Below are 26,023 nucleotides of genomic sequence, written 5' to 3' on the forward strand. Positions count from 1 at the left end.
CCAAAAGTTTTAGTGCCCCAGACGGGCATTATGCGACAGCCGCAGATCATACCCCTGTGGCAATCGCGCTGCCCACCATGCGTGGTACAGCGGGCCGAAGGCTGCGATATGGGACGGTCGGTCCGGCGTGTCGGTGAACCAGAACACCACCTCGCCGCGCCCTGTGTTCGCGATGTCGGGGAACAGATAGGCGCAGCCCAGATAGACCCCCGAATCGTCTCGGATGATCCATGCAAAGGACCGCCGCGTCGTGAATTCGCGGTGATGCCAGTGCAGGTCGGTCAGGTCATCCTCATACGTTAGCTCATCCGGCCAACCGGGTGCGAAGAACCCGCGCAGCACGGTGACAGACCCCATGACGGCTGCGAAATCCTCGTCCAACTCGGCCCCTGTCAGCATGGTCAGCAGATAGGGGCCAAGCGGCAGCACCTCGGGCACATCCAGCCCTGCAAAATCGGGATGCGGGGTCATTCGGCGACCAGCACCCGCGCCTCGCGTTTGAAGGGGTTTTCCTCGGGGACTTCGTAATCGGTGCTGAATTCACCCTTGGCGCGCGCATCGGCCATATAGCGGAAGGCATTGACGGTCATCCGCATCAGATGTTCGCCCGCCTTGATGGGCGGATATTTCGCAACCGTTTCTGGTGTGCGGAACTGGGCCAGCGGTTCGACGATGCTGTGGTAATCCAGCCCGAAGAACAAAGGCATCGAATAGCGTTCGCGCCCTATATTGTTGACGCGGTGCTGGGTGGATTTGAATTGGCCACCCGACCATGTCTCGAAGATATCGCCGATGTTGACGACGAAACAGCCGGGCAGCGGCGGCGCCTCGATCCAGTCGTCGTCGGCGTTCATCACCTGCAGACCGGGGCCACCCTGCATCAGGATCGTGAAACATTCGAAATCCGAATGCGACGCGATGCCGACCACATCCTTGTTGGCAGGCATGTCGTTGGGGACATAGCGCAGCAGCCGCAGTTGCGAGGTGGGGCAGGTGATGTGCTGCAACAACTCTGCCGGATCGACGCCAAGTTCCAAGGCCAGCGCATCCAGCAGGCGCAGACCGAGCGCGAAGATCTCGTTGTAATAGGTGCTGACCGTCTCTTTCCAGCCGGGCAGGTCTGGCCAGATGTTCGGCCCCGTCATCCGCCAGCCCGTCAGATAGTCGGGATGGTCGGCAGCGGCCTCGAACGACATGTCCCATGCTTCGTTGAAATTGATCTGCTTCGGAAAGCTCGCGCCGTTTTCCTCCAGCGGGACATAGCCGCGATGGTGGGTGGTGAAGCCCGACCAGTATTTCATCTTTTTGCGGCGCGGCAGGTCGTGGAACTGTTTTGATGCGGCAAAGGCCGCGTCGATCAGCGCCTGATCGATCCCGTGATTGCGGATATAAAAGAACCCCGACGTGCGCGCGGCATCCCCCAGCGCGCGGGCGACCGCAGCTTTTTGTGCGGGATCGCCCGAGGTCAGACCGCCAAGGTCGATGACGGGCAGGTTGGCTTCGGCGATGGTCAAGGCGTGCTGGTCGGTATCGGACATGGAAACGACTCCCTTTGAAAACGGTTGTCCTTACCGTTCTGCATCCCGCCCGCACCGGGCAAGAGTGCTGCGCCTTTGCGACCCAGCCTTAGGCGGCATGCCTGTTTTTTGTTAACCTTTGGTCAAGACTGCCTGCATTTTGCGCCAATGAAGGTGCGGCATGGCTTTGCTGCTGCGCGGCATTGACAGGATCGTCACGACTTTGGCCTGCTGGATGCCATGGGGCGGCTTGTTGCGCCCGGCGTCATTAGATCAGTCACATTATCAGGGGAAAGCCAATGTCTCGTCACACCATGAACCGTCGTAGCTTGCTGAAATCCGGTGCCAGTGCGGGCGGCCTTGCGCTGGCCAGCAGCGTCATCGGTACACCGCTGGTCGCGCAGACCCGCAGTCTCAAGGTCGCATCTTACGGCGGCTATTTTGAAAACAGCTTCAAGGAACACGTGTTCCCCGCCTTTACTGCCGCCACTGGGATCGAAGTCGAAAGCGTCACGCAGCCCAATTCCACCGACTGGCTGGTCACGATGCAACAGGCGACCGCTGCAGGCACGGTGCCGACGGACCTCTCGCTTTATGCGCGCGACACGATGATCAAGGCCAGCCGTCTGGGTGGGCTGATCTCGCCTCTCGACATGGCGGCGATACCGGATGCGTCCAATCTGGACGGCTATTTCATTTTCGAGGATGGCACTGGCCCGATCGGTGTCGGTGCGTTGTCGTGGTTCAGCGCGATGGTCATCAACCCAAACGAAGTCAGCGCGCCGGAAAGCTGGGCCGATTTCTGGGACAGCTCGCTTTATGAGGCCAGCCTTGGCCTGTCCAAAAACTACAATTCCCAGCTTCTCGACATCATCGCCGCGACCTTCTTTGAAGGCGAGGCCACTTTCGCGACCGAGGACGGCATCGTCGCATTGATCGAAAAGGCCGCCGAGCTGAAGCCCAATGTCGCGCTGTGGTGGACGGCGGAAAGCCAGATGGAACAGTCGATGAAGAACGGCGATGTGATCGGCGGGCAGTATTATCACGATGTCGCCCAGCTGATGGCCGCTGACGGTTTCCCGATCCAGTCGGTCTTTCCCAAGGAAGGCAACCCGCAAGATTACGGATCGTGGTGTCTATCGTCGCTGTCCGACAAGGGCGCGGAAGCGGCAGAGTTCATCAACTTCACCTCGCAGCCGTCCACGCAGGCACTGATGTCGCGGATGATCGGCACGGCCCCGCTGGTGGACGCATCCATCACGGACCTGACGGCGGAAGAGTTTGCTTCCGTGTCTGGGAGCCCCGTCATCCGGCCTGCCTATGAGGCTTACCTCGACAAGGAAACCTTCATCAAGGAATCGTGGGACCGCATGCTTGCGGGGGCTTAAGGGACATGGCCGGCCTCAGCCTCAAGTACATCCGCAAGGCCTATGGCGATGTCAGGGCAGTCGATAACGTCAGCCTTGATTTTACCGACGGCGCATTGACGGCCCTTCTGGGGCCGTCGGGCTGCGGCAAGACCACGCTCTTGAGGATGATCGCTGGGCTGGAGGACCCATCGGCCGGGTCGATTTCCTTGCGCGGGCAGGACATCACGCGCCTGCCTGCGCATAAACGCAAATTCGGAATGGTGTTTCAGTCCTTCGCGCTCTTCCCGCATCTGAACGTCAGCGACAATGTCAGCTACGCACTGACCATTGCGGGAACACCGCGCGGGCAGGCAGCGGCACGCGCGCGCGAATTGCTGGACCTTGTGCAATTGGCAGCCTTTGCCGACCGCCGGATCGGAGAATTGTCGGGCGGCCAGCGCCAGCGTGTCGCCATCGCGCGCGCTTTGGCGCAGGAACCCGATGTGTTCTTGCTGGACGAACCGATGTCCGCGCTGGATGCCAAACTGCGCGAGGATATGCAGGTGGAATTGCGCCAGTTGCAGCAGCGTTTGGGCATCACCACAATCGTCGTCACCCACGACCAGCACGAGGCGATGACCATGGCCGACCAGATCGTCGTCATGTCGCAGGGCCGCGTCGAACAGGTGGGGACGCCGCAGGCGATCTATCACCAGCCCGAAAACGCCTTTGTCGCTGATTTCATTGGCAAGGCGAATTTCTTTGACGGCGTGACCGAAGGCGGCAATGTCCGGCTGGGCGCGCATCTGCTGCAGATCACCCCACACGCGAATTTCATCGACGCATCACCTGTGCGCATCGCGATCCGCCCCGAAAAGGCGGTACTGGCGGGCGAGGCGAACCGCCTGGCGGCCAAGGTGACGTTCGTGCGTGACGTGGGTCCGGTGCGCGACATCCATCTGGACACGCCCATCGGTCCGATGATCGTGACCGACAGCGACAACGGCCAGCCTTTGCGCATCGGTGATGCCGTGGCCGTCGCCCTGCCTGCAGAAGCGATCCATGTCTTTCCGCGTATCGCGGAACAGGTCGCCGCATGACTGCCGTCGACAGCACCAAGGCGGAGATGACCGCTCCGGTGCCGCAGATGCGCAGGCCATGGGGGACGTGGGCGCTGGGCGCGCTGGTCCTGTTTCTGGCTGTGACGCCGTTCATTCTGGTGATCGTCATTTCCTTTGGCCAAAAGATCGAAGGCGCGGGCTGGGAATGGGATTTCACCCTTGCCAATTACCAGCGGTTTTTTGTGGGCGCCCTTTGGCCCGACGAGGTGACGTTCCTGCACCTGCAACGGCTGCATTACGCGCTTTACTATGCCGTCATCGCATCGGTGCTGGCGGTGGCCACGGCGTTTCCGTTCACCTATCTTCTGACCCGCCAATCACGGCGCGCGCAAAGCTGCTGGCTGGTGTTCATCCTTGCCAGCCTGTCCTTGTCCGAAGTGTTCATCGTCATGGGCTGGGATGTGCTTTTGTCCAACCGGTCCGGCCTGCCCATGCTGTTCGAGGTGTCGGGCGCGACCGACTGGCTCAAGCGCACAGGCTGGTTCGATGTGCTGCGCGAATGGGGGCTCGCCAATCCGCGCAACGTGAAATTCAAGACATCGGAATTCGCGACGATCCTGACCATGTCCTATCTGGTCTGGCCCTATGCGGTGATCCTGCTCTATCCCGCGCTGTCGCGCCTAGACCCCAGCCTGACAGAGGCCGCGCGCACGATGGGTGCAGGGCCGACAAAAGTGATTACATCGGTGATCCTGCCCACGGTGAAATTGCCGCTGATCGGATCGACGCTACTGCTGTTCGTCTTCCTGCTGGGCAGCTACGTCACCGTCGTCGTTTTCGCCGAACCCGCCAAGCAGACGACCGCAGTCGCCGTTTATGAAAGCGTGCGGGGCGCGACGCTGGACGCGCCATTCGGGGCGGCGCAGGCCGTGGTCCTGCTGGTTACGGCGGCGCTGTTTCTGGTGCTGGCACAATTCCTTACCAAAAAATCGGAGGCCCGCTGATGCGCCGCACATTCGGTCATATCTTCATGGCGCTGTCGGGACTGGTGCTGGCCCTGCCGATCATCGTGGTGGCGGGTGCGTCGCTGAACGGCGGGCGCACCATGCTGTTCCCGCCCGAGGACCCCAATTTCGCGCGCTTCGTCGAATTTTTCATAACCGAAACTATCTGGGTCCGCGCCTTGCGCAATTCGCTGATCGTGGCCTTCGGGTCCGCGACGCTGGCGGTGTTGCTGGCATGGCCGCTGGCCTATCTGCTCTGGGCCAAGGGCAGCAAGGCGTCCAAGGTGCTGGCGGGACTCGGGTCGCTGCCTTTCGCGCTACCGCCCATCGTATTAGGCGTGGGGCTTGGGTTCATGTGGGCGTTTGTCGGCAGTCTGGGGGCCATCTGGGTGGGCATCATCAGCCATGCGACGCTGTTTCTGGCGCTGCCCTTGGTGACCATCTCGATCGGGCTGCAGTCGATCGACCGCGCGCATCTGGACGCCGCCGCCACCATGGGCGCGACCGAGGCGATGACATTCCGCACCGTGATCTTGCCGCAGACCTTGCCCTATTCGATCTCGGGGTTCTTTTTTGCGCTGGTCCTCAGCTTCAACGAATTCATCGTGATGTTCTTCGTCTCGGCCTCGGCCTATGCAACCGTGACGCTGCAGATCTTCAATTCGCTGCGCAATGGCTACACCCCCACGATGGCGGTGGCGGCCGTGCTGTTCATCACCGTATCCATCGCCGTCTTTTCCGCCGTCGCCCGTTGGGGCGATCTGCCGCGTCTGATGGGCGCGGATCAATCCCGCAATTAAAGGAGGTTTCACAATGCCACGCCAACCCATGCTTGTCGGCCAGCCTGTGCTGATCGTCGTCGATATCCAGAAATCCGCGTTCATGGACCACAAGGCGGGCATCCCCGTCATGCCCCGCTATCGCGCCAATATGGACCGCGCGCGCCGCGTCGTGGATGCCGCCCATGATGCGGGTATACCGGTCGTTTTCATTCAGGAAATCCACCGCCGCGATATGGTGGATTATGGCCGCGAACTGGACGGTACCGAAGATGTACATTGCATGGACGGCGAACCCGGCACGCCCGTCGCCTTCGAAGAAATGGGCCGCCAGCCCGGTGACTACTTCATCCACAAACGCCGGTATTCCGCGTTTTACGGGACCGAGCTGGAGATCCTGCTGAAAGGGCTGAAGGCGCAGACGCTGATCCTGATCGGCGGGCTGACGGATGTCTGCGTGCATTACACTTTCGCGGACGGGCACCAAGGCGACTACTATTGCCGCGTGGTCGGAGATTGCGTCGGCGGGTCGTCGACGGATGCGCATGAGGCGTCGCTGAACGCGATGGAATATCTGCAGACTGGCGCTGTCGTGACCGCCGACCAGATCGCCGCTGAACTGGGCCGGTTGCAGGTGGCCGCTGCGTGATCACCACCGCCGATCTGCAAGGCCATTGGCGGCGCGACTGGATCAGGGCGCCGGATTTCGAGGATACGACAACCCGCGTGCATTGGTTGCAGGCGGGTGCGCTCTTCGCCGATCTGCGGGTGCCTGCGGATCTGCCTGCCCTGCAAGAGGGCTGTCTTGCCGATCTGGACGCAGCGACGCTGCAATCCTTGCTGCGGGCTGAGGGTTTCGCGGGCGAGATCACCGTCGCGCGGGGCCAATGCACATGGCACCGTGCGATCAACTGGCAAGGTGCCGTGGCCCGCCCCGATGTGGGGGCGATGTGGTTCGATGGTGACGTACTGATCGAGGATGGCGTGCATGCCGACTATCGCGAGGCTTGGCTGGCCGAACCTCCTACCGCCCCCTTGCGCGGGCATCGCATCGCATGGGGCGATATGACCGGCGTGCTGGTGGAAAGCGATGATCGTTTCCTGCTGGGCATCGGACTCGCGCCAATCGACCGGCATGTGCGGGATACCTTCATCAGCTTTTATGCGCTTGGCACGTGGGATGGTGTGCAGGGCATTGCCGAACTTGCCACCGACCCTTTTGCCATGGGCAAACCCGTTCTGGACCGTGCGAACGACAGTTTCGTCTGGCACGCGCCCCTGTTTACCGGCGGCACTGAATCCCGCCCCCTGATGAAAGTCCGCTGACATGCAGCTTCCCGTTGCCGATAACTGGTTCACCGCAAAACAGGTTGGCCCCGATGTGACCCTGATCCTCGAACCGCATGTCCATGTGCTGGAACAGGCCAATATGTTTCTGGTCCAAGGGCGCGACCGCGACATGATCCTTGATACCGGCATGGGGATCGTGCCTTTGCGCCCATTCCTTGACACGCTCCGCACCGATCCGGGGAAGGAACTCATCTGCGTGTCGTCACACACCCATATCGACCATATCGGCGGGGTGCATGAGTTTGACCTTCGTCTGGTCCATCCCACCGAGGCAGAGGAAATGGCCGCCCCCTCCGGCCTCAAATCGCTTTACCGCGACGACATGCCCGCGCGACTGATCCAGACGTTCCTTGATGCAGGCTACCCGCCTTTGGACGAGGTGCTGATCGATGCGCTGCCCTATGCGGGGTATGACCCGCGTTCCTACGTCTTGCGCGGCGCGCCTGCGACAGGGCTGCTCGCGGAAGGTGACACCGTCGATCTGGGCGACCATCTGTATGAGATCATCCACCTGCCCGGCCATTCGCCGGGCGGCATCGGATTATATGAACGCGCGACGGGCGTCCTTTTTGCAGGCGATGCGATCTATGATGGCCCGCTGATCTATGACGGGCCGGGCATGTCGGTACCGGATTATCTGGACACCTTCGCCAAACTGCGCGGGCTTGATCTGACGCTCGTTCACGGTGGGCATGATCCGTTTTTTGGCCTGGAGAGATTAACTGAGATCATGGACTATTATGAGGCGATCTGGCGCGGGTGAGTAACGCAGCTGGACAGGTCTGGTGGTGGCCATGCTCGGAATACCGGCGGGCTCATGAAGACCACGACATCTTTTGCAAAGCCAAGGCCTCCAGGGTCTGGATGTCGACAAGTGCGATTGGCTGCACAAACTATGATCCGGCATAGCAATGAAATCTGCACGCTGCACCAATGGCTGTTCAACGACGCTGCGATGCAGCATTGGACCAGAGGGCGAGAGTTCGGTTTGGGCCGGGTGCAACAGGCGGCAGTCTGACCCGGGCCTTGACCTGTGCGCTGCCGCAAGGCAGTTTTCAGCCAGTTGTAGAGCCTTTTTGGTGCTGCGGCGAAAGTTCGCTTCCGGTTGTGGATTGCTACGATCACCAGACTACGCGAACGCCAGCTCTTCAAGGGGGTTCAGCTAGAGCACTTGCTTGGGCGTCCACGCTCCATATGGTAAGCCTGCGTTGGGCAAAGCGAGCGTTCCGACGTGATGTCGAACTATACTGTCACGGACACTGTCTGCTTTATCAGGGTGATCTGTCCGAAGGCACTGAGAAACGCGACACCTGCAGCGTCCGGCCCAACGCCGATCCTGGCAATCGTGTCGGCAGGCGCCATCCCGGTGGCATCGACAAGATGCCATGTCCCGTCGAGATAGACTTCAGCCACCGCATGAAAGTCTGGCGGCGTCACTCCAGGAGCATAATCGCTTGCAAATCTGGCAGGTATCGCCGATGCGCGCGCCAGGGTGATCATAACGTGTGCATAGTCGCGGCATACGCCCTGGCGTTGAACAAAGCTGTCTAGGGCCGTCGTCTGAGCGTTGCTTGAACCGGGCACGTAGGTGAAGGCTTTGTTGATCCAGTCTCGCATTGCGGCGATCCGAGTCCCGCCTTGGCGATCTCCGAATTCTGCTGCAACGAAGGACTGAAACTCGTCTGAGGGGCAATATCTGGACGGCATAAGGTAGCGAACGGTGTCACCCGGCAGAAGGTGAGCTGGCACGGCCTGCAGAACGGAGATATCAAGCACCGGACGATCGATGATGACACGCGCCGCGTAATCGCAACGGAACTCGCCATCAGTCCGAATCCATATGCGCTGGCCAAGCCCCTCGTCGGCAGTGACATGGGCAATGTGATCTACATCGGAGGTGTCCAGCTTCGACGATTGCAGCTTCTGATCGGCCAAGTCGGCAATTTCGATCTGCAAGAGCAAGTCTGTGGGACCGGAGAGTTGGTATTTCAGGTGAACGTTGACATCGAGTTCCATCTTTACCCTATATATGTACATGATGCATGTGTCGCCAAATAAAACGCTGTCGCAGATGCGGTTCGCTGAAATTGGAAACCATTGCTAGCGGTCATTGGTTGCACACCGCCGAGGGTCTGGTTTCTCCCGCACTGCTGACCTTCACCCTTCGAAGATGCTGCACGATGCACGAATGGCCGGTCTGGTGAAGCTGCGCTGCAGCGTTGCCCGGGCTCTCATCGCGGGTCTCAATCAGCAGCCCGGCCCATTCAAGCGGCTGCAGCACACAAGACGAGAATGCGGCCATCTCGCGCCAACCTGCCGTAAGCCAGTCCTTCGCCTCACCGTAGAATGCCTCGAACAAGGCAGCTTCAGTCGTGCCATGGTCAGCTGCGATGTTGATGACATTCATCAACCGGGAGTTGTTTGAACTTTATGTCGAGACCCAGCTGGTCCCAACCTTGCAAACCGGCGATGTGATCATTCTGGATAACTTGTCATCTCACAAAAGCCCGAAGGCCGCGCAGGCCATGCGCGACGTTGGCGCATGGTTTCTCTTCCTGCCCCCATACAGCCCCGATCTCAATCCCATCGAAATGGCCTTCGCCAAACTCAAGGCCCTGATCCGCAGAGCAGCCGCACGAACCTACGACGACCTCAGGCGCGCGGTCGGTCATGTCTGTGACCTCTTCACTGACGAGGAATGCTACAATTTCTTCAAGGCTGCTGGCTATGAAACCAATTGAACGCAACCCGCTCTAGTTCGTTCAATCATCTTCTCTCAACATCGTGGGCATACAGTAAGGTCAGTTTCCTTTTGGCTACCGAGGTGGCTGCGCTGCCAGACAGGGCGCTGATCGTAAAATGGCTGGCGGACTATGCTGTGCTACGGGAGCAGGTGTGCGTTTGTGAGTGAATACACCGAGCCTATCAGGTAGGGTGCGGAACGCGATCAGGTCGGGATATTGCGAGAGCCGAATTGCCCTCGCCAACGCGAAAAGCCCCCTGGATTTCCGGTGGGCTCGTCACACGTTGATGTGGCGTTGATGTATTTGGGGGGTGTGTATACACAGGTAAATCTGTCGGGTTTCAAGTGACTGATTTATTTGCCTAATTTGGTTGCGGGAGAATGCAACCGGCGTAACCTACCTTCACTTAGATGCAACGTTTAATGCTTTCGAAGAAATTTGGCTGCTTTATCGATCACATGCCTACCTAAAGCTGACACCAAATTTTGTGATTGTTCACCACTATTCATGAGCGAACCACGCGATTACCGCGAAGTGACGTTAGCCAAAAAATATTGACCAGCGCTTTACCGGCGACCATCAAGATAGATCAGTAGCCCTTCTGCACTTGCCAAACTTAATCGTCTCCCAACGCTACACAAACGGCCCAAAGCAAACTCTCGCACATTTTCTGACTCCTCTATCATGCACTGAAATCCTGAAGTCGCCTCCTCGTAACTCAATGGTCAGTTTAATTGAACGAAGGCCATTGCACAAATTTCCAGCTATTGGCGTTTCAACTGGGTCTGATAGCCTTAACTGCCCGTCTCTTCCGGCCACTTCAGCCGTCCCAAGCAAGGGGGCGGTGAGCCAGAGACTGTGCGCGAGCTTCGCGCTGAACATTTGCCTCCTACACAGGAGCACCACCGCACCTGCGGCATCAAATTTATCCATGAAGCCGGTTATCGTCTTTATGTAACATTGCAGAGCAGATAATGACCAATAATATCAAGCAAAGAAAAGGGTCGAGCATGCCAATGCACCAAAAGTGGGCAGCATGGCTGGAGCTTCCGACCCAAAGGAGACTTCCCGATGAAAGCCGTTTTGTTCGAAAAATTCGGTGCGACCCCGAAAGTGGCCGATGTGCCGGACCCGGCACCGATGCGCCATGACGTGGTGATCAAGCTCGAAGCAACGGGCCTGTGCCGCAGCGATTGGCATGGCTGGATGGGGCATGATACCGATATAACCCTGCCGCATGTGCCGGGCCATGAACTGGCCGGGATCGTGCAGGCGGTGGGCAAGGATGTGCGCCGCTGGCAGGTGGGTGACCGGGTCACGGTACCCTTTGTCGGGGGCTGCGGTCATTGCCCGGAATGTCAGGCCGGGCATCAGCAGGTCTGCCATAATCAGTTTCAGCCCGGTTTCACGCATTGGGGGTCGTTTGCTGAATACGTCAGCATCCACCACGCCGATCTGAACCTTGTCGCCCTGCCCGACGCGATGGATTTTGCCACGGCGGCCAGCCTTGGCTGCCGCTTTGCCACATCGTTCCGCGCGGTGGTCGATCAGGGGGCCACGGCAGGCGGCCAATGGGTGGCGGTGCATGGCTGCGGCGGGGTCGGGCTGTCGGCGATCATGATCGCTAATGCGATTGGTGCGAATGTCGTGGCCATTGATATCGACGAAACCAAGCTGGATTTCGCCCGCGACCTCGGTGCCGTCGCCTGCGTCAACGGGGCCACAACCGCCGATGTGCCCGAGGCGGTGATCGACATCACCGGTGGCGGCGCGCATGTGTCGATTGACGCTTTGGGCAGCCCCGTAACTTGTTTCAATTCAATCCAGAACCTGCGACGGCGCGGCAAACATGTGCAGGTCGGGCTGATGCTGGCCGGTCACGCCACGCCACAAATCCCGATGGCCAAGGTGATTGCGCACGAGCTGGAGATCCTTGGCAGCCACGGCATGCAGGCGCATCGCTATGATGTGATGCTGGCGATGGTGCAATCGGGCAAGCTTGACCCCGCGCGTCTGGTGCATGGCAAAATCAGCCTGGCAGAGGCACCAGCAGCCCTGATGGCCATGGACAAGTTTCAGGCCTTGGGCGCGACGGTAATCACCAGCTTTGGCTAAGGCGGCAGGGCGGCATGGTTTGAAACGGCCGGGTTTTGGTGGCATCTGTTCAGCCAAGGCTCATTGACCGCAGGAAAGACCGGAATTTGCAGGACCCGTTCAGCCTTTATCCGCCGCACAAGATGCTGGCCAAAAGCATTCTGGCAAGCACAGAGCCTCTGGTGCTGATCTCGGCCCTGCCCGGCACCGGGCGATCCACACTTTTGGCACGGATTGCGGATCTGTCCGGCGCGCAGGTGGTCACCGCGTCTCAGGATCTGCCTGCAAATGCCCCGCTCAGCCTGATTGATCTGCCCGCCGACGGGCAGTTCGCCTTACCACCGGGCAAAACCCGCATCATCATCAGCGCCGCACCGCAACAGATCGCAGATTTCGCCAGGCTGCGGCTGTATGGTGATCTGCGGATTGTCGGCAATGCCGGTCTGTTTCTGGCACCGGATGCTGATCCCGCCTTTGACCAAAGCGGCGGTTGGCCCGCGCTCTCGGCGTTTTTCAGCCGCCAGATGCCCAATGCTGCCGCCCAGTCCATTCCCACCGCCTATATCCGCGATATTGTGCTGGGCAGCATCAACGGCGGCACGGTCGCGGTGCTGCATGCGCTGGCGCTGTCCCGGCGCGGGCTGGACGCGGCCCCGCTTGACGCCGATGCCTGCGCGGAATTGCACTGGCTGCAACCGCTTGTCGTGCAGAATGGCGGGCGCTGGACCTATCGCACCCCGGCGCTTGGGCAGATGTTCCGCGATGCCATGGCCGGGCTTGCGGTCGAACCGCGCACCAGCCGCCTGTTAGAGGCCGCAGGCGAACCCGGCGTCGCAATCCGTTCGGCATTGGCGGCTGGGCATCGGCGGCGGGCACTGGCGATCCTGGAACGCGGCGGCGGCGTCATGCTGGGCCATCTGGAAGGCCCGGCAGAGGCGCGCGCCGTGCTGGATGCCTTCGGTCAGGACGCCGATCCGTCGGTGCTGGCGCTGCGGGTCATGGTGGCGCTGAAAAGCGGGCAAGCCAGCCATGCCGCCCTGTTGCTGGATGCCGCCGAACAGGTGATCCTGAATGCGGCGGCAGCGCCTGACCGCGCTGCATTACTGACCCGGCAGAATATCCCACCCGAATTGCGCATGGTGCGCCTGCTGATGGGCGTTTACAGCGACAAGCCGTTCAGCACGAATTTCTACGGCGAATTCGCCGCCCTGCTGGCAGAGGCCCCGCCAGAAAACCATCTGCTGCGCGGATCGGTCTATAACGTGGCCCTAGATGAACAGATCCGCAGCGGTCGTATGGGCGAGGCGATTGCCACCGGCGACAGGGCACTGGCGCATTATGATGCAGCGGGCGCACCCTATCTGGCGTTTTATATCCACGTCCATCTGGCGCTGATGCATCTGATGGCAGGCGCACCGAATGACGCCGAACCACGGCTGGAACTGGCGCGACAGAAACTGGATGAGACGCCCTTTGACACGCCGCAGGATGATCTGTTTCTGGAACTGCTGGATGCGCAGGTCGCCTATGAACAGGGCCGTTCGGAGAAGATGGCGCGCTTTGCCGAAACCGCCTTTGAACGTTTTGCCTATGGCGAGTTGTGGCCGACCATCGCGGCGCAGGCGCTCGCCTTTGGTGCGGAATCCTTGCTGCAACTGCGCGGGGCCGAGGCGGCGCTGCAATATATCGACAGCTGGCGGGTTCAGATGTGGCGCACAAGGCGGTTTCGCCTACTGGTCGAACAGCGCGAGGTTCTGATCCTGCAATCCGCCAACCGCTGGCGCGAGGCCCGTACCCAGCTAGAGGCAATGGCGACACGGATCGGCCATATCTGGATCGAAAGCGCGGGTGAAAACCTGACCGATCTGCGCGATGCAGAGGATCTGACGCAGGCGCTGATCTGGTTGCGGCAAAAGCTGCTGGAACGTCCGCGTGATACCGCGCTTAGTGATCAACTGGCGATGCTGGCCGCCAATCCGCATCTGTCGTGGCGGCAGCGGCAATGTCTGGCGATCTGGCAGGCCTGGTCCGCCCGCCGTCGCGGCAAGATCGGTGAGGCACGCCGCCTGTTGGCGCATGTGCTTGACGTGACGGCGGCAAGGTCCTGCCGCGCGCCGGTGCTGGAAGAACGCCAGCTTGTCGTGGCCATGCTGGATGATCCGCGCATGGCGGGCGGCCCGATGGAAGGCAGGCCAGTGCCGCGCGATCTGCGCCGCGGGGCGCTGGATGTGGCGGTCACCGGGCTTTTGTCGCGGCAGGAATTGCGCGCGCTGCTGTTGCTGTCAGAAGGCTGTTCCAACAAGGAACTGGCCCGCGAAATGCGCATCAGCCTGCCAACGGTCAAATTTCACCTGCGCAACCTTTACGCCAAACTGGGGGCTGCGGACCGGCGGCAGGCGATTGATAACGCGCGCAGCCGCCGTATTTTGACAACCTAAACCTATCCCTAAAGCACCAAAACCTAACCCTCTGGCCACTGGATCATCGCGGCATGACCCCGCAAGCTGACGGCAGTTGAACCCCTGCCGGAGAGATCATGCCACCCAGCTTTGCAGAATTCATCCTCAGGCGGATCGCCGGTTTCATTGCCGTGCTTCTGGTCCTGTCGATGATGATTTTCGTTCTGGCGCGCGTGGTGCCCGGCGATCCGGCGCGTATGGCATTGGGTCCTGCGGCCAGTGCCGCACAGGTTGAAGCGATGCGCACGCAGATGGGGTTGGATGACCCCCTGCCCGTGCAATATGTCAATTTCCTGACCGGCGCGGTCCAAGGTGATTTCGGCACGTCGCTGATTTCCGGACGTCCCGTCGCGGCAGAGGTCATGGGCCTGCTGCCTGCCACGCTGGAACTGGTGCTGGCGACTTTGGTGCTGATGCTGGTGCTGGGTGTGCCGCTGGGGGTTCTGTCGGCGCGCTATCAGAACCGCTGGGGCGACACGGTATTGCGCCTGTTTTCGCTGATCGGCGTGACAATGCCAGCCTTTCTGGCCGCGATCCTGCTGCAATTATTCGCCGCCTATTACCTGACTGACTGGCCCATCCTTGGCCGGATGGAACGCGGCATCGGCGCGCCTGTCGGTCCGACTGGCCTACTGACCATCGACGGCCTGCTGGCCGGGCGGCTCGATGTGACGTGGAGCGCGCTGCAACATCTGGCATTTCCCGCCATCGCCCTGTCGTTGTCCGGCATTGCGCAGATCATGCGGATCACCCGTTCCGCGATGATTGAGAACCAGCGCCGCGACCATGTGCAGACGCTGCGCAGTTTCGGGGTGCCGGGGCGCGTGGTGACCTTCCGCTATCTGCTGAAGCTGTCCTCGGTCGCGCCGCTGACCATCATGGGGTTGGAATTCGCGTCACTGATCGGCAATGCCTTTGTCGTCGAGATGGTCTTTGCCTGGGGCGGCTTCGCCTCGCACGGGCTGGAATCAATCCTGCAAAAGGACCTTAACGCGGTGATGGCGGTGGTGATGCTGTCGGGCCTGTTCTTTGTCGTGGCCAATCTGGTGATCGATATCATCGTCGGGCTGATCGACCCCCGTATCCGCATGAAGGAGGGACGCTGATGTCCACCTTGGGAACACCTCATGTGATCCTGACCGCGCGCCGGATGGCATGGCTGCGGTTCCGGTCCAACCCGGTGGCGATCATCGGCGCGCTGATGGTCCTGTCGGTGCTGATCTGCGTGGCCTTCGCGCCATGGATCGCGCCCTATCCTGAACACAGCGGCAATGTGCTGGATTTCAGCAACAGGCATACGGCACCGAATGCCGATCACTGGCTGGGCACCGACAAGGTGGGACGTGATATCCTGTCGCGGGTGATCTATGGATTTCGCGTGTCTTTGTTGCTGGTGGTCGGCGTGCTGGGCGTCGCGGTGCCGGTCGGGGCGGCGCTGGGGCTGGCTGCGGGCTATTTCGGCGGTCGGACAGAGTTTTTCATCACCGGTTTCACCAATGTCATGCTGGCGATCCCGCCATTGGTCCTGGCTTTGGCAGTCGGCAATATCCTGAACCCTAATCTGATCAATGCGATGATCGCTATCGCGTTGCTGTGGTGGACATGGCATGCGCGGCTGGTCTACCGCGTCGCCAAATCCGTCGCTGCAGAGGATTATATCGAGGCCGCGCGCCTTGCCGGCGCATCGCATTGGCATATCCTGACCCGTGAAATCCTGCCCAATTGCATCGCGGTGATTTCGGTCAAAACCACGTTGGATGCCGCTTTCATCATCCTGTTTGGCGCGACGCTGTCCTTTCTTGGCCTTGGCGTGCGCCCGCCGACCCCTGATCTGGGGTCCATGGTCGCCGATGGTCGCCAGTTTCTGCCCGAGCTTTGGTGGGGCGTGTTGGGGCCTGCGTTGGGGATTTTTTACGTCACGCTGGGTTTCAACCTGCTCGGCGACGGGCTGCGAGACATGTTCGACGTGGAGGTTTAGGCGATGGCGCTTCTTGATATTCAGAACCTCAACCTGTCCTTCACCAGCTACGGCCAGCGCACGCACGTGCTGCGCGACGTGTCGCTGAAGATCGACCAGGGTCAGCGCGTTGCACTGATTGGTGAAACCGGGTCCGGCAAATCGGTGACGTCAAAGGCGATCCTTGACACCCTGCCCCGCAATGCCGCCGTGGAAAGCGGCAAGATCCTTTGGCGCGGCAAGGACCTGTTGCAGGAAACCTCGGCCACTCGCGAGGCGCTGAAGGGCATTGAGATGTCCGTGGTGATGCAGGACCCTTTGTCGTCCTTCAACCCGGTGTTTTCCATCGGCACCCATCTGGAGGATGTGCTTTACTGGGCTGATCGACGCAAAGGCGAAAAGCGCAGCCGCGCCGCGCGCCGCGATCATATCCATCAGGTCCTGCGCAAGGTGCAACTGTCCGACCCGGAACGCGTGATGCGCGCCTATCCGTCGCAATTGTCCGGTGGGATGCGCCAGCGGGTGTTGATCGCGCTGGCGCTGATGAACCGCCCCACACTGCTGATCGCGGATGAACCGGGCACGGCGCTGGATGTGACAACGCAGGATGAGATCCTCAAGCTGCTTAATGCCTTGGTGGTCGAAGAAGGCCTATCGCTGCTGATGATCACCCATAACCTTGGCGTGGTGCGGATGACCGCCGATCAGGTCTATGTCATGCACAAGGGTGTCATCGTCGAAGATGCACCGTTGAAACAGTTGTTTGCGGCCCCGCGCACGGATTATGCTAGGGAACTGATCGCCGCGATCCCGCCGCTCTATGGGCCAAAGGTCAAGGATCAGCCGACGATTCCGCAGCAGACACTGGTCAAGCTGGAAGGCGTCGGCAAGGATTTCACCGAAAGACGCCTGCTGCGCGCGCCCTTGGTCAACAGCGCCGTGAAAGACGTGGATATTGAGATCGCCAAGGGTGAGATTTTCGGGCTGGCAGGGGAAAGCGGATCAGGCAAAACCACCGTCGCCCGGATGGTCATGGGCATCATGCGCCCGACATCGGGCCGGGTAATCCTGGATGGGCAGCCCCTGACCGACAGGCTTGATGGTCGCGCCGACCGTGGACTTGCGCAGATCGTCTATCAGAACCCCGGCACCTCGCTGAACCCTAAACGCACAGTCGGGCAGACCTTGCAGGTGCCGTTCGGATTTTCGGATGTGCCACGGTCCGATCATCCCAAACGGATCGACGCGCTGTTGGAACGCGTCGGGTTGGGGGCGGAATATGTCAGCCGCTATCCGCATGAATTGTCAGGCGGGCAGAAACAGCGCGTGGCGATTGCCCGTGCGCTGGCGGCGAATCCGCGCCTGTTGGTGCTGGATGAACCGACCTCGGCGCTGGATGTATCTGTGCAGAAAAAGGTGATCGCCCTGCTGGAAGAGCTGCGCGATGAACTTGGCCTGACCTATCTGTTCATCAGCCACGATTTGTCGCTGATGCGGAATTTCTGTTCGCGCATCGCGATCATGCTGCGCGGGCAGGTCGTGGAACAGGGCACCCCGGCAGAGGTCTTTGCGAACCCCAGCCACCCTTACACCCGCGCCCTTATTTCCGCGATTCCCGTCATCACCGATGAAGAAGAAGCGCAGAAACCCAAAGTCACCGATGAAGAACGATCAAAGTTCCTCGTGTCCTCTGCGGCATGAGCAAGAAGGAGAAGAAGAATGGTAATCAGACTGGGCATTGATGTCGGCGGCACCAATACCGATGCGGTGATCCTCGATGGCCGCCGGGTGCTGGCAGGCGTCAAGCGCATGACGACAGAAGACGTCATGACCGGCATCAGCGAGGCGTTGGAAGCCGTGATCGCACAGGCTGGCGTTGCGCGTGATGCGATTGATGTGACGATGATCGGCACAACGCATTTCACCAATGCCGTGGTGGAACGCCGCGCGCTGGACCCTGTCGCCGCGATCCGCCTTGGGCTGCCCGCGACCGCCTGCCTGCCGCCGATGGTGGACTGGCCCGAGGATCTAATCGCGGAGGTCGGTGGCCACCGTTACCTGCTGCACGGCGGTTATGAATTCGACGGGCGCGAAATTGCGCCATTGGACGAGGACGGCCTGCTGAAGGTCGCGGATGATATCAACAGCAAGGGCATCCGCGCTGCGGCGATTTCGTCCGTCTTCTCACCCATCAACCGCGCAATGGAAGAACGCGCGCGCGATATTTTGCAGGAACGCTGCCCCGGTCTTGCCGTTGTCATGTCATCCGAGATCGGCCGCATCGGCCTGCTGGAACGCGAAAGTGCTGCGATCATGAATGCCAGCCTGCTGACACTGTCGGATCAGACGGTATCGGCCTTCGGGCGCGCCCTGTCTGAGGCCGGGCTGACCTGCCCGTTCTACGTCACGCAAAATGACGGGACCTTGATGGCGGCAGATATGGTGCGCCGGTTCCCCGTGCTGACCTTTGCCTCTGGCCCGACCAATTCGATGCGCGGTGCCGCCTTCCTGACGGGGCTGAAGGACGCCATTGTCATCGATATCGGCGGCACGACGACGGATGTCGGCGCGCTGCAACATGGCTTTCCCCGGCAGGCGTCAAGCGTGGTCGATGTCGGCGGTGTACGCACCAATTTCCGCATGCCCGATGTGTTTTCCATCGGTCTTGGCGGCGGCACCCGCGTTGATGGCACGGCGGATGCGCTGGCCGTTGGCCCACGGTCTGTCGGCTACCGCCTGACGCAAGAGGCGCTGGTGTTTGGCGGCAACACACTGACCTGCACGGATATCGCCGTTGCCGCAGGAATGACCGATATCGGCGATGCGAGCCTTGTCGCAGGCCTTGATCCTGCGCTGGTCACTGCGGCCCGCGCAAGGATTGCCGAGATGCTGGAAACAGCCGTCGAACGCACCCGCATCAGCCCTGAGCCAATGCCGGTGATTGCCGTGGGGGGCGGGTCGATCCTTGCGCCTGACAGCATCGGTGGTCTGACCGTGCTGCGGCCCGAAAACTTTGCCGTGGCCAATGCGGTGGGGGCGGCTATCGCGCAGATTTCGGGCGAGGTGGATCGTATCTTCTCGCTCGAAAGTCGCACGCGTGACGAATGCCTTGCCGATGCAGAGGCAGAGGCCCGTGCGGCCGCCATCGCTGCTGGCGCGCGTGAAGACACGCTGGAAGTGATCGAACGCGAAGACGTGCCGCTGGCCTATCTGCCCGGCAATGCCACCCGGATTCACGTCAAAGTCGTTGGGGAAATGGGGGCGCTCGATGCTTGATGATACGCAAAAGGGCCGCCTGCTGACCGAAGACGATATCGCTGCACTTGAGATCGGTGCAGGTATCCTTGGCACCGGCGGCGGCGGCAACCCCTATATCGGCAAATTGCGCGCCCGTGAAATGCTGCGCGCTGGCTATGAAATGCGCCTGCTGTCACTGGATGATCTGGATGATGAGGCGCAGATCGTGGCACTTGGCGGGATCGGCGCGCCGCTGATTTCGTTCGAGCGGATCAAGGAAGGGCGCGAAGGTCTGCGTTGCCTGCGCGCGCTGGAACACCGGCTGGGCTTTACCGCCGATGCCATCGGTTGCGAAGAAATCGGCGGGCAGAATGCGATGGAACCACTGGTGGTCGGCGCAATGGCCGGACTGCCGGTGGTGGATGGCGACGGGATGGGCCGCGCCTTTCCCGAAATGCAGATGACCACTTATTCGATCTATGGCCATCGTTCGACCCCGTCGGTGATGTGCGACCCGCATGGCAATGTCGTCACCTTTGATCATGCGATCACCGAGAAATGGCACGAAACCATGGCGCGGGCATGCGTGATCGCGCAGGGCGGTGCCTCAGTTCTGGCCTCTGCCCCGATGTCGGGGGCTTTCATGAAACGCTATGCCATTCCGCATACCTATACGCAGGCGATTGGTCTGGGTCAGGCGGTGATCGATGCGCGCAAGAACCATGATGACCCGGTCGCCACGATCTGCGCGCGCGAAGGCGGGCAGCATGTGTTCTCCGGCAAGATCACCGATCTGCAAAGGCATTTCAAAGGCGGCTTCAACGTGGGCATTGCCCAGATCGAAGGGCTGGACAATTGCCGCGGATCGCAGGGCGAAATCGTGATCCAGAACGAATTTCTGATCTTCCGCCGCGATGGTGAAATGCAGGTCTGCGTGCCGGATCTGGTTGTCGTGCTGGAACTGGATACCGGCCTGCCGATCACCACTGAATTGCTGCGCTATGGTCAGCGGATCGCGGTGCTGGCCCTGCCCTGCCACCCGCTTTTGCGCAGTGATGAGGCGCTAAACGTGGTCGGGCCTGCGGCCTTTGGCCATCCCGACATCACCTATGCGCCGCTGGCGGAAAAGGGGACAGCATGACCAGGATCATCGGGCCTGACGACATGGAGGCAATATCGCTGGGCGGTGCATTTCTGGGCACCGGCGGTGGGGGTGATCCCTATATCGGCAAACTGATGGCGCGCGCGATGATGACCGAGCATGGCCCTGTCAAGGTGGTTGATGCCGCCGATGTGCCCGACGATGCGCTTTGCGTGCCGGTCTGCATGATGGGCGCGCCGACCGTGATGGTTGAAAAACTGCCCAACGGGGATGAAGCGCTCGCCGCGCTGCGTGCGCTGGAGGCTTATCTGGGCCGCAAAGCCGATTTCCTGATCTGTATCGAGGCGGGTGGGCTGAATTCCACCATTCCCTTTGCCGTCGCCGCTGCAACTGGCCTGCCGCTGATCGACGGCGACGGCATGGGGCGTGCTTTCCCCGAATTGCAGATGGTCAGCCTGACCCTACACGATATTTCGGCCACGCCGATGGTGATCGCCGATGACAAGGGCAATACCGGCGTGCTGAATGCCGTGTCCAACCAATGGACGGAACGACTGGCCCGTGCCGCGACCGTAGAAATGGGCGGTGCGGCGCTGGTCGCGCTTTACCCGATGTCAGGGCTGCAGATGAAACAGGGTTTGCTGCATGGCACGCTGAGCCTGATCCACGATATCGGCCGGACGATCCTGGCCGAACGTGCCGCCAACCGGCATCCGGCGGCGGCGTTGATCAACATGCGCGGCGGTTTCGATCTTTGCACCGCGCGTGTGCTGGATATCGAACGCAAGACCACCGGCGGCTTTGCCCGTGGCCGCGCGCGACTGCGCGGGATGGATGAAGATGCGGGACGCGAATTCATCCTGTCCTTCCAGAACGAATTTCTGTGTCTGGAAGATGACGAAGGCCAGCCGCTCGCCCTGACGCCGGACCTGATCTGCGCACTTGATGCGGATGGTGGCCTGCCGGTCACGACCGAGAACCTGCGCTTTGGGCTGGCGATCCGGCTGATCGGCCTGCCCGCCGATCCGCAATGGCGCAGCGTCGGGGGCCTCGCTCTCGCTGGTCCGGCTTATTTTGGCTATCCGCACCCGTTCCAACCGTTGGAGGAACTGGTGCGCAACAGACAACCCAAGGAAAAACCACTCAACACGGAGGTTACCAAATGAAAAAACTACTTTGCGCAACAGCCCTTGCCGGGACGCTCGCAATCGGGGCGTTGCCCGCCATTGCCCAAGACGACGTCGCGATCACCGTCAATATGGTGCAGATCATCGGCAGCATCGACCCAGCCAAGGTCAGCGATTATACCGAATACATGGCGGCAGTGAACCTGTATGATGGGCTGACAAGTGTCGACCCCGCGGGCAATGTCATTCCGCAGCTGGCCGAGAGCTGGGAAATTTCGGATGATGCCCTGACCTATACATTCCGGCTGAAATCTGACGCCACCTTTACCGACGGCACCCCTGTTACGGCATCGGACGTCGTCTATTCGGTGCAGCGGCTGATGGCGATCCAGCAGGGTGCTAGCTATCTTTTCGAAGGGATTGTTGAACCTGACGCCGTCGTGGCAATTGATGACCACACTGTCGAATTCACCCTGTCCGAAGTCTATTCCCCGTTCATCGCCGTCACACCGCTGATCTTTGTTGTGAACGAAGCTGCGGTCGAGACAAGCGACGATGACATGTGGGGCGAAGCGCAGCTGGCTGAAACGCCACTGGGCGCCGGGCCCTATACGCTGGAAAGCTGGGCACGCGGGTCGGAAATGGTGCTGCGGCGCAATGTCGATTACCACGCCGGCTGGGAACAGGACCGCCCGATTGACGAGGTCCGACTTGTCGTCACACGCGACGAATCCACCGTGCGTGCGCTGGCGCGGCGCGGGGAACTTGGGCTGTCATCGCAGTATCAGTCGACAGAAACCTACGAAGGCATCGCGGCGCAAGACGATTACCGCATGATTGAGGCTGCGACGGCGACGGGCTATTACCTCAAGCTCAATAACCAACTGGCGCCCACCGATGATATACATGTGCGCCGGGCGATTGCGCTGGCAACGGATTATGAAACGATCCGCAATGTGTTGTATCCGGGGGCGGTGATGACCGGCCCACTGGCCAGCGCGTTCAGCGATGCGGTGCCCGAAGGTGCCACGCCGCCGGTTTTCGATCTGGATGCCGCGCGCGCCGAACTGGAACAATCGCCGTACTTCGACGGCTCGCCGATTGAACTGGTGCATACCTATGTCGCCAACACCGCATTTCAGGAAGAGATCGCGCTGCTGCTGTCATCAAACCTTGAACAGATCGGTTTCAGCGTCACGATCCAGCCAGAGCCGTGGAACCGCGTGACGGAACTCGCCACATCCATCGAGAGCACACCGCATTTCAGTCAGGTCTTCTATGGGCCAACCTATCCGTCGCCGGATTCGGTTTTCTACGTGCAGTATCATTCCAACGCGGCAGGCAACTGGGCCTCGATGGACTGGGTCATGGACCCCGAGGTTGACGCGATGATCGATGCGTCACGTCTGGAAACCGACCCTGATGCGCGCAATGAAATCTACAAGGATATCAGCACGAAACTGACCGAGGACCAACGCTCGGTCTGGCTGCTGGCGCAACAGCAGCGGCACGCGGTGCATGTTTGTCTGGAAGGCTTTGACTGGGTGCCGATGCAAAGCGTGGAGTTTGATTTCTCGCGCTATGCCTGGACCTGCGATTAATCGAAACATACAAGTTTGCGCGCCCCCGATGAGGGGGCGGGCATCTCAAGCGGGCCTGTTGCATTAACCATGCCATTTGGCCACGATTATGCTTTTGAGGTCGAGCATGCCTTTTGGCCCCCGTTCAAGCACCATCGCTTTCCGCGTGACATCGTCCTGTATGGCGCGCCCGCCACCAAGCCTACGACACATTGATTTGCGATCTTGAGCGGCGGCGAGTTATCGAACTGCTGCTGGACCGGGAACCTGCCACTGTCGAAGCATAGTTGCGTGCCCGCCCTGAGATTGAGATCGTCGCCCGTGACCGCAACGGCGGCTATGCTGGCGCTGTCTCTCGCGCAATGATTGCATCCTCTTTATTTTCAACGAACCATGCCGATCCCAACCCCTCAACCTCAGCGGCAATGAACCACTTATTTTAGTTTGAACTGCCTGACATGATCGATCAAAGCGCGCAACTTGGGTGCCATGTTGCGACGCTGTGGGTAGTATAGAAAAAACCCGGAAAATGGCGGTAGGAAATCACCCAGCACCGGGATTCAGTCACCTCGTTCCACATAAGGCCGGCAACGCTGCCAGCGGCGTTCTGCGTGTATTGCAGTCGCCCGCAAGTTTCGAGCCATGCCCAGCTATCCAGAAAGTATGTGCCACATGCGTGGGCTTGTCGCGACGATTTTGAGAGTTCGTATTCCGGTGAATATCTGTATGAGGCTCGCAACCCTAGATCGAGTGTATGACCCGAACCCAGACTGTAGGCGGTTGTTGCGCTGCTGCTCAACCCGACCATCACGCCCGCGAGCGCACGACTGCCTTCGTCGACGATAAATTCGAAATTTCCCAAAAAGAAGGAGTCGCCAGATGTGCCGCCGTTGATGTTAGTATCCCATTCCAGCACCGGGGAAACACTGGTGCCAAAAGATATTTGCTGGATGCTGCGTTGCGCCTCTGCATCCAACCCGTTTCGCCGCAGCAACTCTTGCGCAAACGCCAAGGAACCATCAGGTTTTTCTTTAAGGATGCTGAACAGCGTCAGGCGACTAGATCCAGAGTAAAGCGCCGATTGCCATTCGGTGTCGACGGACTGTGCGTGGGCGACCGCTCCAAAGAAGGCAGTCGCCATCGCGACAATCATTTCGTAGATTGCACCGACGTGATTACCTTCCGCTGGCAGTTAGCGGAAGGTCTCACATTCATTATTCGATCCTGGCGCTAGTGCTTGTAGTCAAAACCTATCCGGAGAGAGTATCCTTCGAATCCCGCTTCACCAATGCCGTCCATACGAAGTGCGACGTCACCCTGCCACCCATCGTCTGATTTGTTGCTTAATCCGACCTCAATTGCCCCGTGCAGCTCTTCGTTCCCGATCGCACTAAAGTTTCGGTTGAAGTCCCATGCCAATGTCGGCGTAGCATAGAATTTCGTCACTCCATCTGATGTATCTGTCGTGATGGAAAATTCTGAGGACAATGCCAGACGACCAAGGTCAGTTGTTGATCCCGCAATTTCCAGTGAGTCAAAGCCGTTGCTGACCCGGTAATCTGACTGTTTCTCCCGGATAGCGGCGATGTCGATCGCTGGTGTGATCTGAACATTCCCAACACTTGTTTCCCCATACACGGTACCTCGTGCTAGAAAGCGCTCGGTGGTAAAATCCCCACTCCATGGTGCCTCATTGCTAAAAATGTCAATCTCCGCCGAGTTGTCTGATCGACCATACGCAACTCGTGCTGTAAAATAGAGGCCTGGTGCAAGCTCTGCTGCAAGATATGGACCCACCATCCACCCTTTACCGGTCACTCTCGAATATTCCTCGATAGTTTCCCGAGCCCGGTCGAAGGACGCCATCATGCCGAATGATAAGTTCTCATTTATCAACACGTCACCGCCAAGGTGGAAAATCCCAAAGCTCCCGTTTCGCTGATCAAGTGACCCGGTGGCGTCAGTATAGGTGCTGAAGGTTCCCTCAGCCCATAGATGAAAGTTCCCGTTTTCAAATGTTGTCTGACCCGCAAAGTTCAACATGGTGCGTGGCTCAGATTCAGTTTTCCCAACCTCAGCGAAACCTGAGAGAGCCGAGGCTGCTCCGCCACTAAGCAATATGTGACCCTGATTACCATTCCCCGACCGAAGGACTTCCACCGAATAAGCGTGCCCCACGACTTCTCTACGACGGTCAAGACGATAGGAAAGAGGCTCACTCGCAAGAATTCTGTCCATACGACGCTCAATAAAGGCCGAGGTGACCTCAGAGAATGCTGATTCAATTTCTGTTGCGTCGAGGAATATGGAAATAACAACGTTGCTGTCAGTAAGAGTTCCGTCAAGCGTGAGCGCAACAGTTGCCGCACCTGCGGAATTTCCGGCTGTAAAAACAGACGTATAGCTTCCATTCCCATTATCCGTGACCGGACCTAACGATCCAACACTCGCCGTCAGCACAATAGTATCGCCACCAGCGATAAGCTGATTTCCCTGCCCGTCGAGAAGTATGATAGTTAGCACAGATGTCGAGCTTCCATCAGCTGGCAAGGAACTGGGCGAAGCCGTGATGATCGCTCCGACAGGACTAGCCACCGCGATCTCGGAAGACAGCGGTGAATTGGCGATAGCCGTGCCATCAACGGTCACATTGATCGTGTCCG

Annotated in this window: 23 protein-coding genes and 2 pseudogenes; 19 read left to right on the plus strand and 6 right to left on the minus strand. The window is 59.9% G+C overall.

Annotated features, from left to right (window positions below; translation table 11 throughout):
- Positions 1–9: 9 nt before the first annotated feature.
- The gene (locus ACK4TM_RS01340) at positions 10–471 is read right to left on the minus strand and encodes a hypothetical protein (protein ID WP_409695546.1); all 462 of its coding nucleotides are present in this window, start codon (positions 469–471) and stop codon (positions 10–12) included.
- The gene (locus tag ACK4TM_RS01345; protein WP_409695550.1) at positions 468–1,538 is read right to left on the minus strand and encodes an isopenicillin N synthase family dioxygenase; all 1,071 of its coding nucleotides are present in this window, start codon (positions 1,536–1,538) and stop codon (positions 468–470) included. Before ACK4TM_RS01345 ends, ACK4TM_RS01340 begins: the two co-directional genes overlap by 4 nt.
- A 278-nt stretch (positions 1,539–1,816) precedes the next feature.
- Here ACK4TM_RS01345 and ACK4TM_RS01350 point away from each other — a divergent pair, with 278 nt between their 5' ends.
- The 8 genes from ACK4TM_RS01350 (at position 1,817) to ACK4TM_RS01385 (ending at position 8,078) form a co-directional block, all read left to right on the plus strand.
- Positions 1,817–2,905: a PotD/PotF family extracellular solute-binding protein gene (locus ACK4TM_RS01350; protein WP_409695553.1), complete on the plus strand. Its 1,089-nt coding sequence runs from the start codon at positions 1,817–1,819 to the stop codon at positions 2,903–2,905.
- Between the two features lie 5 nt (positions 2,906–2,910).
- A complete protein-coding gene (locus ACK4TM_RS01355; protein WP_409695556.1) occupies positions 2,911–3,966 on the plus strand; it encodes an ABC transporter ATP-binding protein in 1,056 nt (351 codons plus the stop codon).
- Positions 3,963–4,931 carry an ABC transporter permease gene (locus ACK4TM_RS01360; RefSeq protein WP_409695559.1) on the plus strand — a complete coding sequence of 323 codons (969 nt, stop codon included), beginning with the start codon at positions 3,963–3,965 and terminating at the stop codon, positions 4,929–4,931. Before ACK4TM_RS01355 ends, ACK4TM_RS01360 begins: the two co-directional genes overlap by 4 nt.
- Positions 4,931–5,731 carry an ABC transporter permease gene (locus ACK4TM_RS01365; RefSeq protein ID WP_409695562.1) on the plus strand — a complete coding sequence of 267 codons (801 nt, stop codon included), beginning with the start codon at positions 4,931–4,933 and terminating at the stop codon, positions 5,729–5,731. The genes ACK4TM_RS01360 and ACK4TM_RS01365 overlap by 1 nt, the downstream gene beginning before the upstream one ends.
- Before the next feature lie 13 nt (positions 5,732–5,744).
- The gene (locus tag ACK4TM_RS01370) at positions 5,745–6,359 is read left to right on the plus strand and encodes a cysteine hydrolase family protein (protein WP_409695565.1); all 615 of its coding nucleotides are present in this window, start codon (positions 5,745–5,747) and stop codon (positions 6,357–6,359) included.
- Entirely contained in the window at positions 6,356–7,036 is a 681-nt protein-coding gene (locus ACK4TM_RS01375) for a hypothetical protein (protein WP_409695568.1), read from the plus strand. Before ACK4TM_RS01370 ends, ACK4TM_RS01375 begins: the two co-directional genes overlap by 4 nt.
- Before the next feature lies 1 nt (position 7,037).
- Entirely contained in the window at positions 7,038–7,823 is a 786-nt protein-coding gene (locus ACK4TM_RS01380) for an MBL fold metallo-hydrolase (RefSeq protein ID WP_409695571.1), read from the plus strand.
- 132 nt (positions 7,824–7,955) lie between these two features.
- Positions 7,956–8,078 carry a hypothetical protein gene (locus ACK4TM_RS01385; protein ID WP_409695573.1) on the plus strand — a complete coding sequence of 41 codons (123 nt, stop codon included), beginning with the start codon at positions 7,956–7,958 and terminating at the stop codon, positions 8,076–8,078.
- Between the two features lie 224 nt (positions 8,079–8,302).
- Here the strand turns inward: ACK4TM_RS01385 and ACK4TM_RS01390 are convergent, their stop codons facing one another.
- The gene (locus ACK4TM_RS01390) at positions 8,303–9,076 is read right to left on the minus strand and encodes a transglutaminase-like domain-containing protein (RefSeq protein WP_409695576.1); all 774 of its coding nucleotides are present in this window, start codon (positions 9,074–9,076) and stop codon (positions 8,303–8,305) included.
- A 91-nt stretch (positions 9,077–9,167) separates the two neighbouring features.
- Entirely contained in the window at positions 9,168–9,467 is a 300-nt protein-coding gene (locus ACK4TM_RS01395) for a hypothetical protein (protein WP_409695579.1), read from the minus strand.
- Here ACK4TM_RS01395 and ACK4TM_RS01400 point away from each other — a divergent pair.
- The 11 genes and pseudogenes from ACK4TM_RS01400 to ACK4TM_RS01450 form a co-directional block, all read left to right on the plus strand.
- Positions 9,436–9,801: pseudogene (locus ACK4TM_RS01400) on the plus strand (transposase); the annotation flags it as partial. The gene ACK4TM_RS01395 and the pseudogene ACK4TM_RS01400 overlap by 32 nt on opposite strands.
- A 1,074-nt stretch (positions 9,802–10,875) precedes the next feature.
- On the plus strand, positions 10,876–11,919 hold the full coding sequence (locus ACK4TM_RS01405; protein WP_409695582.1) for a zinc-dependent alcohol dehydrogenase family protein: 1,044 nt from the start codon (positions 10,876–10,878) through the stop codon (positions 11,917–11,919).
- Between the two features lie 122 nt (positions 11,920–12,041).
- Complete coding sequence (locus ACK4TM_RS01410) at positions 12,042–14,336, plus strand: response regulator transcription factor (RefSeq protein WP_409695585.1); 2,295 nt, start codon at positions 12,042–12,044, stop codon at positions 14,334–14,336.
- 98 nt (positions 14,337–14,434) lie between these two features.
- The gene (locus tag ACK4TM_RS01415; protein ID WP_409695588.1) at positions 14,435–15,463 is read left to right on the plus strand and encodes an ABC transporter permease; all 1,029 of its coding nucleotides are present in this window, start codon (positions 14,435–14,437) and stop codon (positions 15,461–15,463) included.
- On the plus strand, positions 15,463–16,335 hold the full coding sequence (locus tag ACK4TM_RS01420) for an ABC transporter permease (protein ID WP_409695591.1): 873 nt from the start codon (positions 15,463–15,465) through the stop codon (positions 16,333–16,335). Before ACK4TM_RS01415 ends, ACK4TM_RS01420 begins: the two co-directional genes overlap by 1 nt.
- Before the next feature lie 3 nt (positions 16,336–16,338).
- Positions 16,339–18,015, plus strand: a complete 1,677-nt coding sequence (locus ACK4TM_RS01425) for a dipeptide ABC transporter ATP-binding protein (RefSeq protein ID WP_409695594.1) — start codon at positions 16,339–16,341, stop codon at positions 18,013–18,015.
- Between the two features lie 18 nt (positions 18,016–18,033).
- Entirely contained in the window at positions 18,034–19,590 is a 1,557-nt protein-coding gene (locus ACK4TM_RS01430) for a hydantoinase/oxoprolinase N-terminal domain-containing protein (RefSeq protein WP_409695597.1), read from the plus strand.
- The gene (locus ACK4TM_RS01435; RefSeq protein ID WP_409695601.1) at positions 19,583–20,692 is read left to right on the plus strand and encodes a DUF917 domain-containing protein; all 1,110 of its coding nucleotides are present in this window, start codon (positions 19,583–19,585) and stop codon (positions 20,690–20,692) included. The genes ACK4TM_RS01430 and ACK4TM_RS01435 overlap by 8 nt, the downstream gene beginning before the upstream one ends.
- Complete coding sequence (locus ACK4TM_RS01440) at positions 20,689–21,819, plus strand: DUF917 domain-containing protein (protein WP_409695604.1); 1,131 nt, start codon at positions 20,689–20,691, stop codon at positions 21,817–21,819. Before ACK4TM_RS01435 ends, ACK4TM_RS01440 begins: the two co-directional genes overlap by 4 nt.
- On the plus strand, positions 21,816–23,381 hold the full coding sequence (locus ACK4TM_RS01445; RefSeq protein ID WP_409695607.1) for an ABC transporter substrate-binding protein: 1,566 nt from the start codon (positions 21,816–21,818) through the stop codon (positions 23,379–23,381). Before ACK4TM_RS01440 ends, ACK4TM_RS01445 begins: the two co-directional genes overlap by 4 nt.
- 170 nt (positions 23,382–23,551) lie before the next feature.
- Positions 23,552–23,725, plus strand: a pseudogene (locus ACK4TM_RS01450) (ISL3 family transposase); the annotation flags it as partial.
- A gap of 101 nt (positions 23,726–23,826) precedes the next feature.
- On the opposite strand, the gene ACK4TM_RS01455 reads toward ACK4TM_RS01450, so the two are convergent.
- Both ACK4TM_RS01455 and ACK4TM_RS01460 read right to left on the minus strand, forming a co-directional pair.
- A complete protein-coding gene (locus ACK4TM_RS01455) occupies positions 23,827–24,501 on the minus strand; it encodes a hypothetical protein (protein WP_409695610.1) in 675 nt (224 codons plus the stop codon).
- Between the two features lie 89 nt (positions 24,502–24,590).
- Positions 24,591–26,023: invasin domain 3-containing protein (locus ACK4TM_RS01460; protein ID WP_409695613.1), on the minus strand; the 1,433-nt coding region annotated here is incomplete at its 5' end.

The organism is Yoonia sp. (genome assembly GCF_046292185.1).
Classification (GTDB): domain Bacteria; phylum Pseudomonadota; class Alphaproteobacteria; order Rhodobacterales; family Rhodobacteraceae; genus Yoonia.

Coding starts and splice junctions, on each gene's coding strand:
- ACK4TM_RS01340 (WP_409695546.1), bottom strand. CDS start 471: ATGACCCCGCATCCCGATTTTGCAGGGCTGGATGTGCCCGAGGTGCTG.
- ACK4TM_RS01345 (WP_409695550.1), bottom strand. CDS start 1,538: ATGTCCGATACCGACCAGCACGCCTTGACCATCGCCGAAGCCAACCTG.
- ACK4TM_RS01350 (WP_409695553.1), top strand. CDS start 1,817: ATGTCTCGTCACACCATGAACCGTCGTAGCTTGCTGAAATCCGGTGCC.
- ACK4TM_RS01355 (WP_409695556.1), top strand. CDS start 2,911: ATGGCCGGCCTCAGCCTCAAGTACATCCGCAAGGCCTATGGCGATGTC.
- ACK4TM_RS01360 (WP_409695559.1), top strand. CDS start 3,963: ATGACTGCCGTCGACAGCACCAAGGCGGAGATGACCGCTCCGGTGCCG.
- ACK4TM_RS01365 (WP_409695562.1), top strand. CDS start 4,931: ATGCGCCGCACATTCGGTCATATCTTCATGGCGCTGTCGGGACTGGTG.
- ACK4TM_RS01370 (WP_409695565.1), top strand. CDS start 5,745: ATGCCACGCCAACCCATGCTTGTCGGCCAGCCTGTGCTGATCGTCGTC.
- ACK4TM_RS01380 (WP_409695571.1), top strand. CDS start 7,038: ATGCAGCTTCCCGTTGCCGATAACTGGTTCACCGCAAAACAGGTTGGC.
- ACK4TM_RS01385 (WP_409695573.1), top strand. CDS start 7,956: ATGATCCGGCATAGCAATGAAATCTGCACGCTGCACCAATGGCTGTTC.
- ACK4TM_RS01390 (WP_409695576.1), bottom strand. CDS start 9,076: ATGGAACTCGATGTCAACGTTCACCTGAAATACCAACTCTCCGGTCCC.
- ACK4TM_RS01395 (WP_409695579.1), bottom strand. CDS start 9,467: ATGAATGTCATCAACATCGCAGCTGACCATGGCACGACTGAAGCTGCC.
- ACK4TM_RS01405 (WP_409695582.1), top strand. CDS start 10,876: ATGAAAGCCGTTTTGTTCGAAAAATTCGGTGCGACCCCGAAAGTGGCC.
- ACK4TM_RS01410 (WP_409695585.1), top strand. CDS start 12,042: ATGCTGGCCAAAAGCATTCTGGCAAGCACAGAGCCTCTGGTGCTGATC.
- ACK4TM_RS01415 (WP_409695588.1), top strand. CDS start 14,435: ATGCCACCCAGCTTTGCAGAATTCATCCTCAGGCGGATCGCCGGTTTC.
- ACK4TM_RS01420 (WP_409695591.1), top strand. CDS start 15,463: ATGTCCACCTTGGGAACACCTCATGTGATCCTGACCGCGCGCCGGATG.
- ACK4TM_RS01425 (WP_409695594.1), top strand. CDS start 16,339: ATGGCGCTTCTTGATATTCAGAACCTCAACCTGTCCTTCACCAGCTAC.
- ACK4TM_RS01430 (WP_409695597.1), top strand. CDS start 18,034: ATGGTAATCAGACTGGGCATTGATGTCGGCGGCACCAATACCGATGCG.
- ACK4TM_RS01435 (WP_409695601.1), top strand. CDS start 19,583: ATGCTTGATGATACGCAAAAGGGCCGCCTGCTGACCGAAGACGATATC.
- ACK4TM_RS01440 (WP_409695604.1), top strand. CDS start 20,689: ATGACCAGGATCATCGGGCCTGACGACATGGAGGCAATATCGCTGGGC.
- ACK4TM_RS01445 (WP_409695607.1), top strand. CDS start 21,816: ATGAAAAAACTACTTTGCGCAACAGCCCTTGCCGGGACGCTCGCAATC.
- ACK4TM_RS01455 (WP_409695610.1), bottom strand. CDS start 24,501: ATGGCGACTGCCTTCTTTGGAGCGGTCGCCCACGCACAGTCCGTCGAC.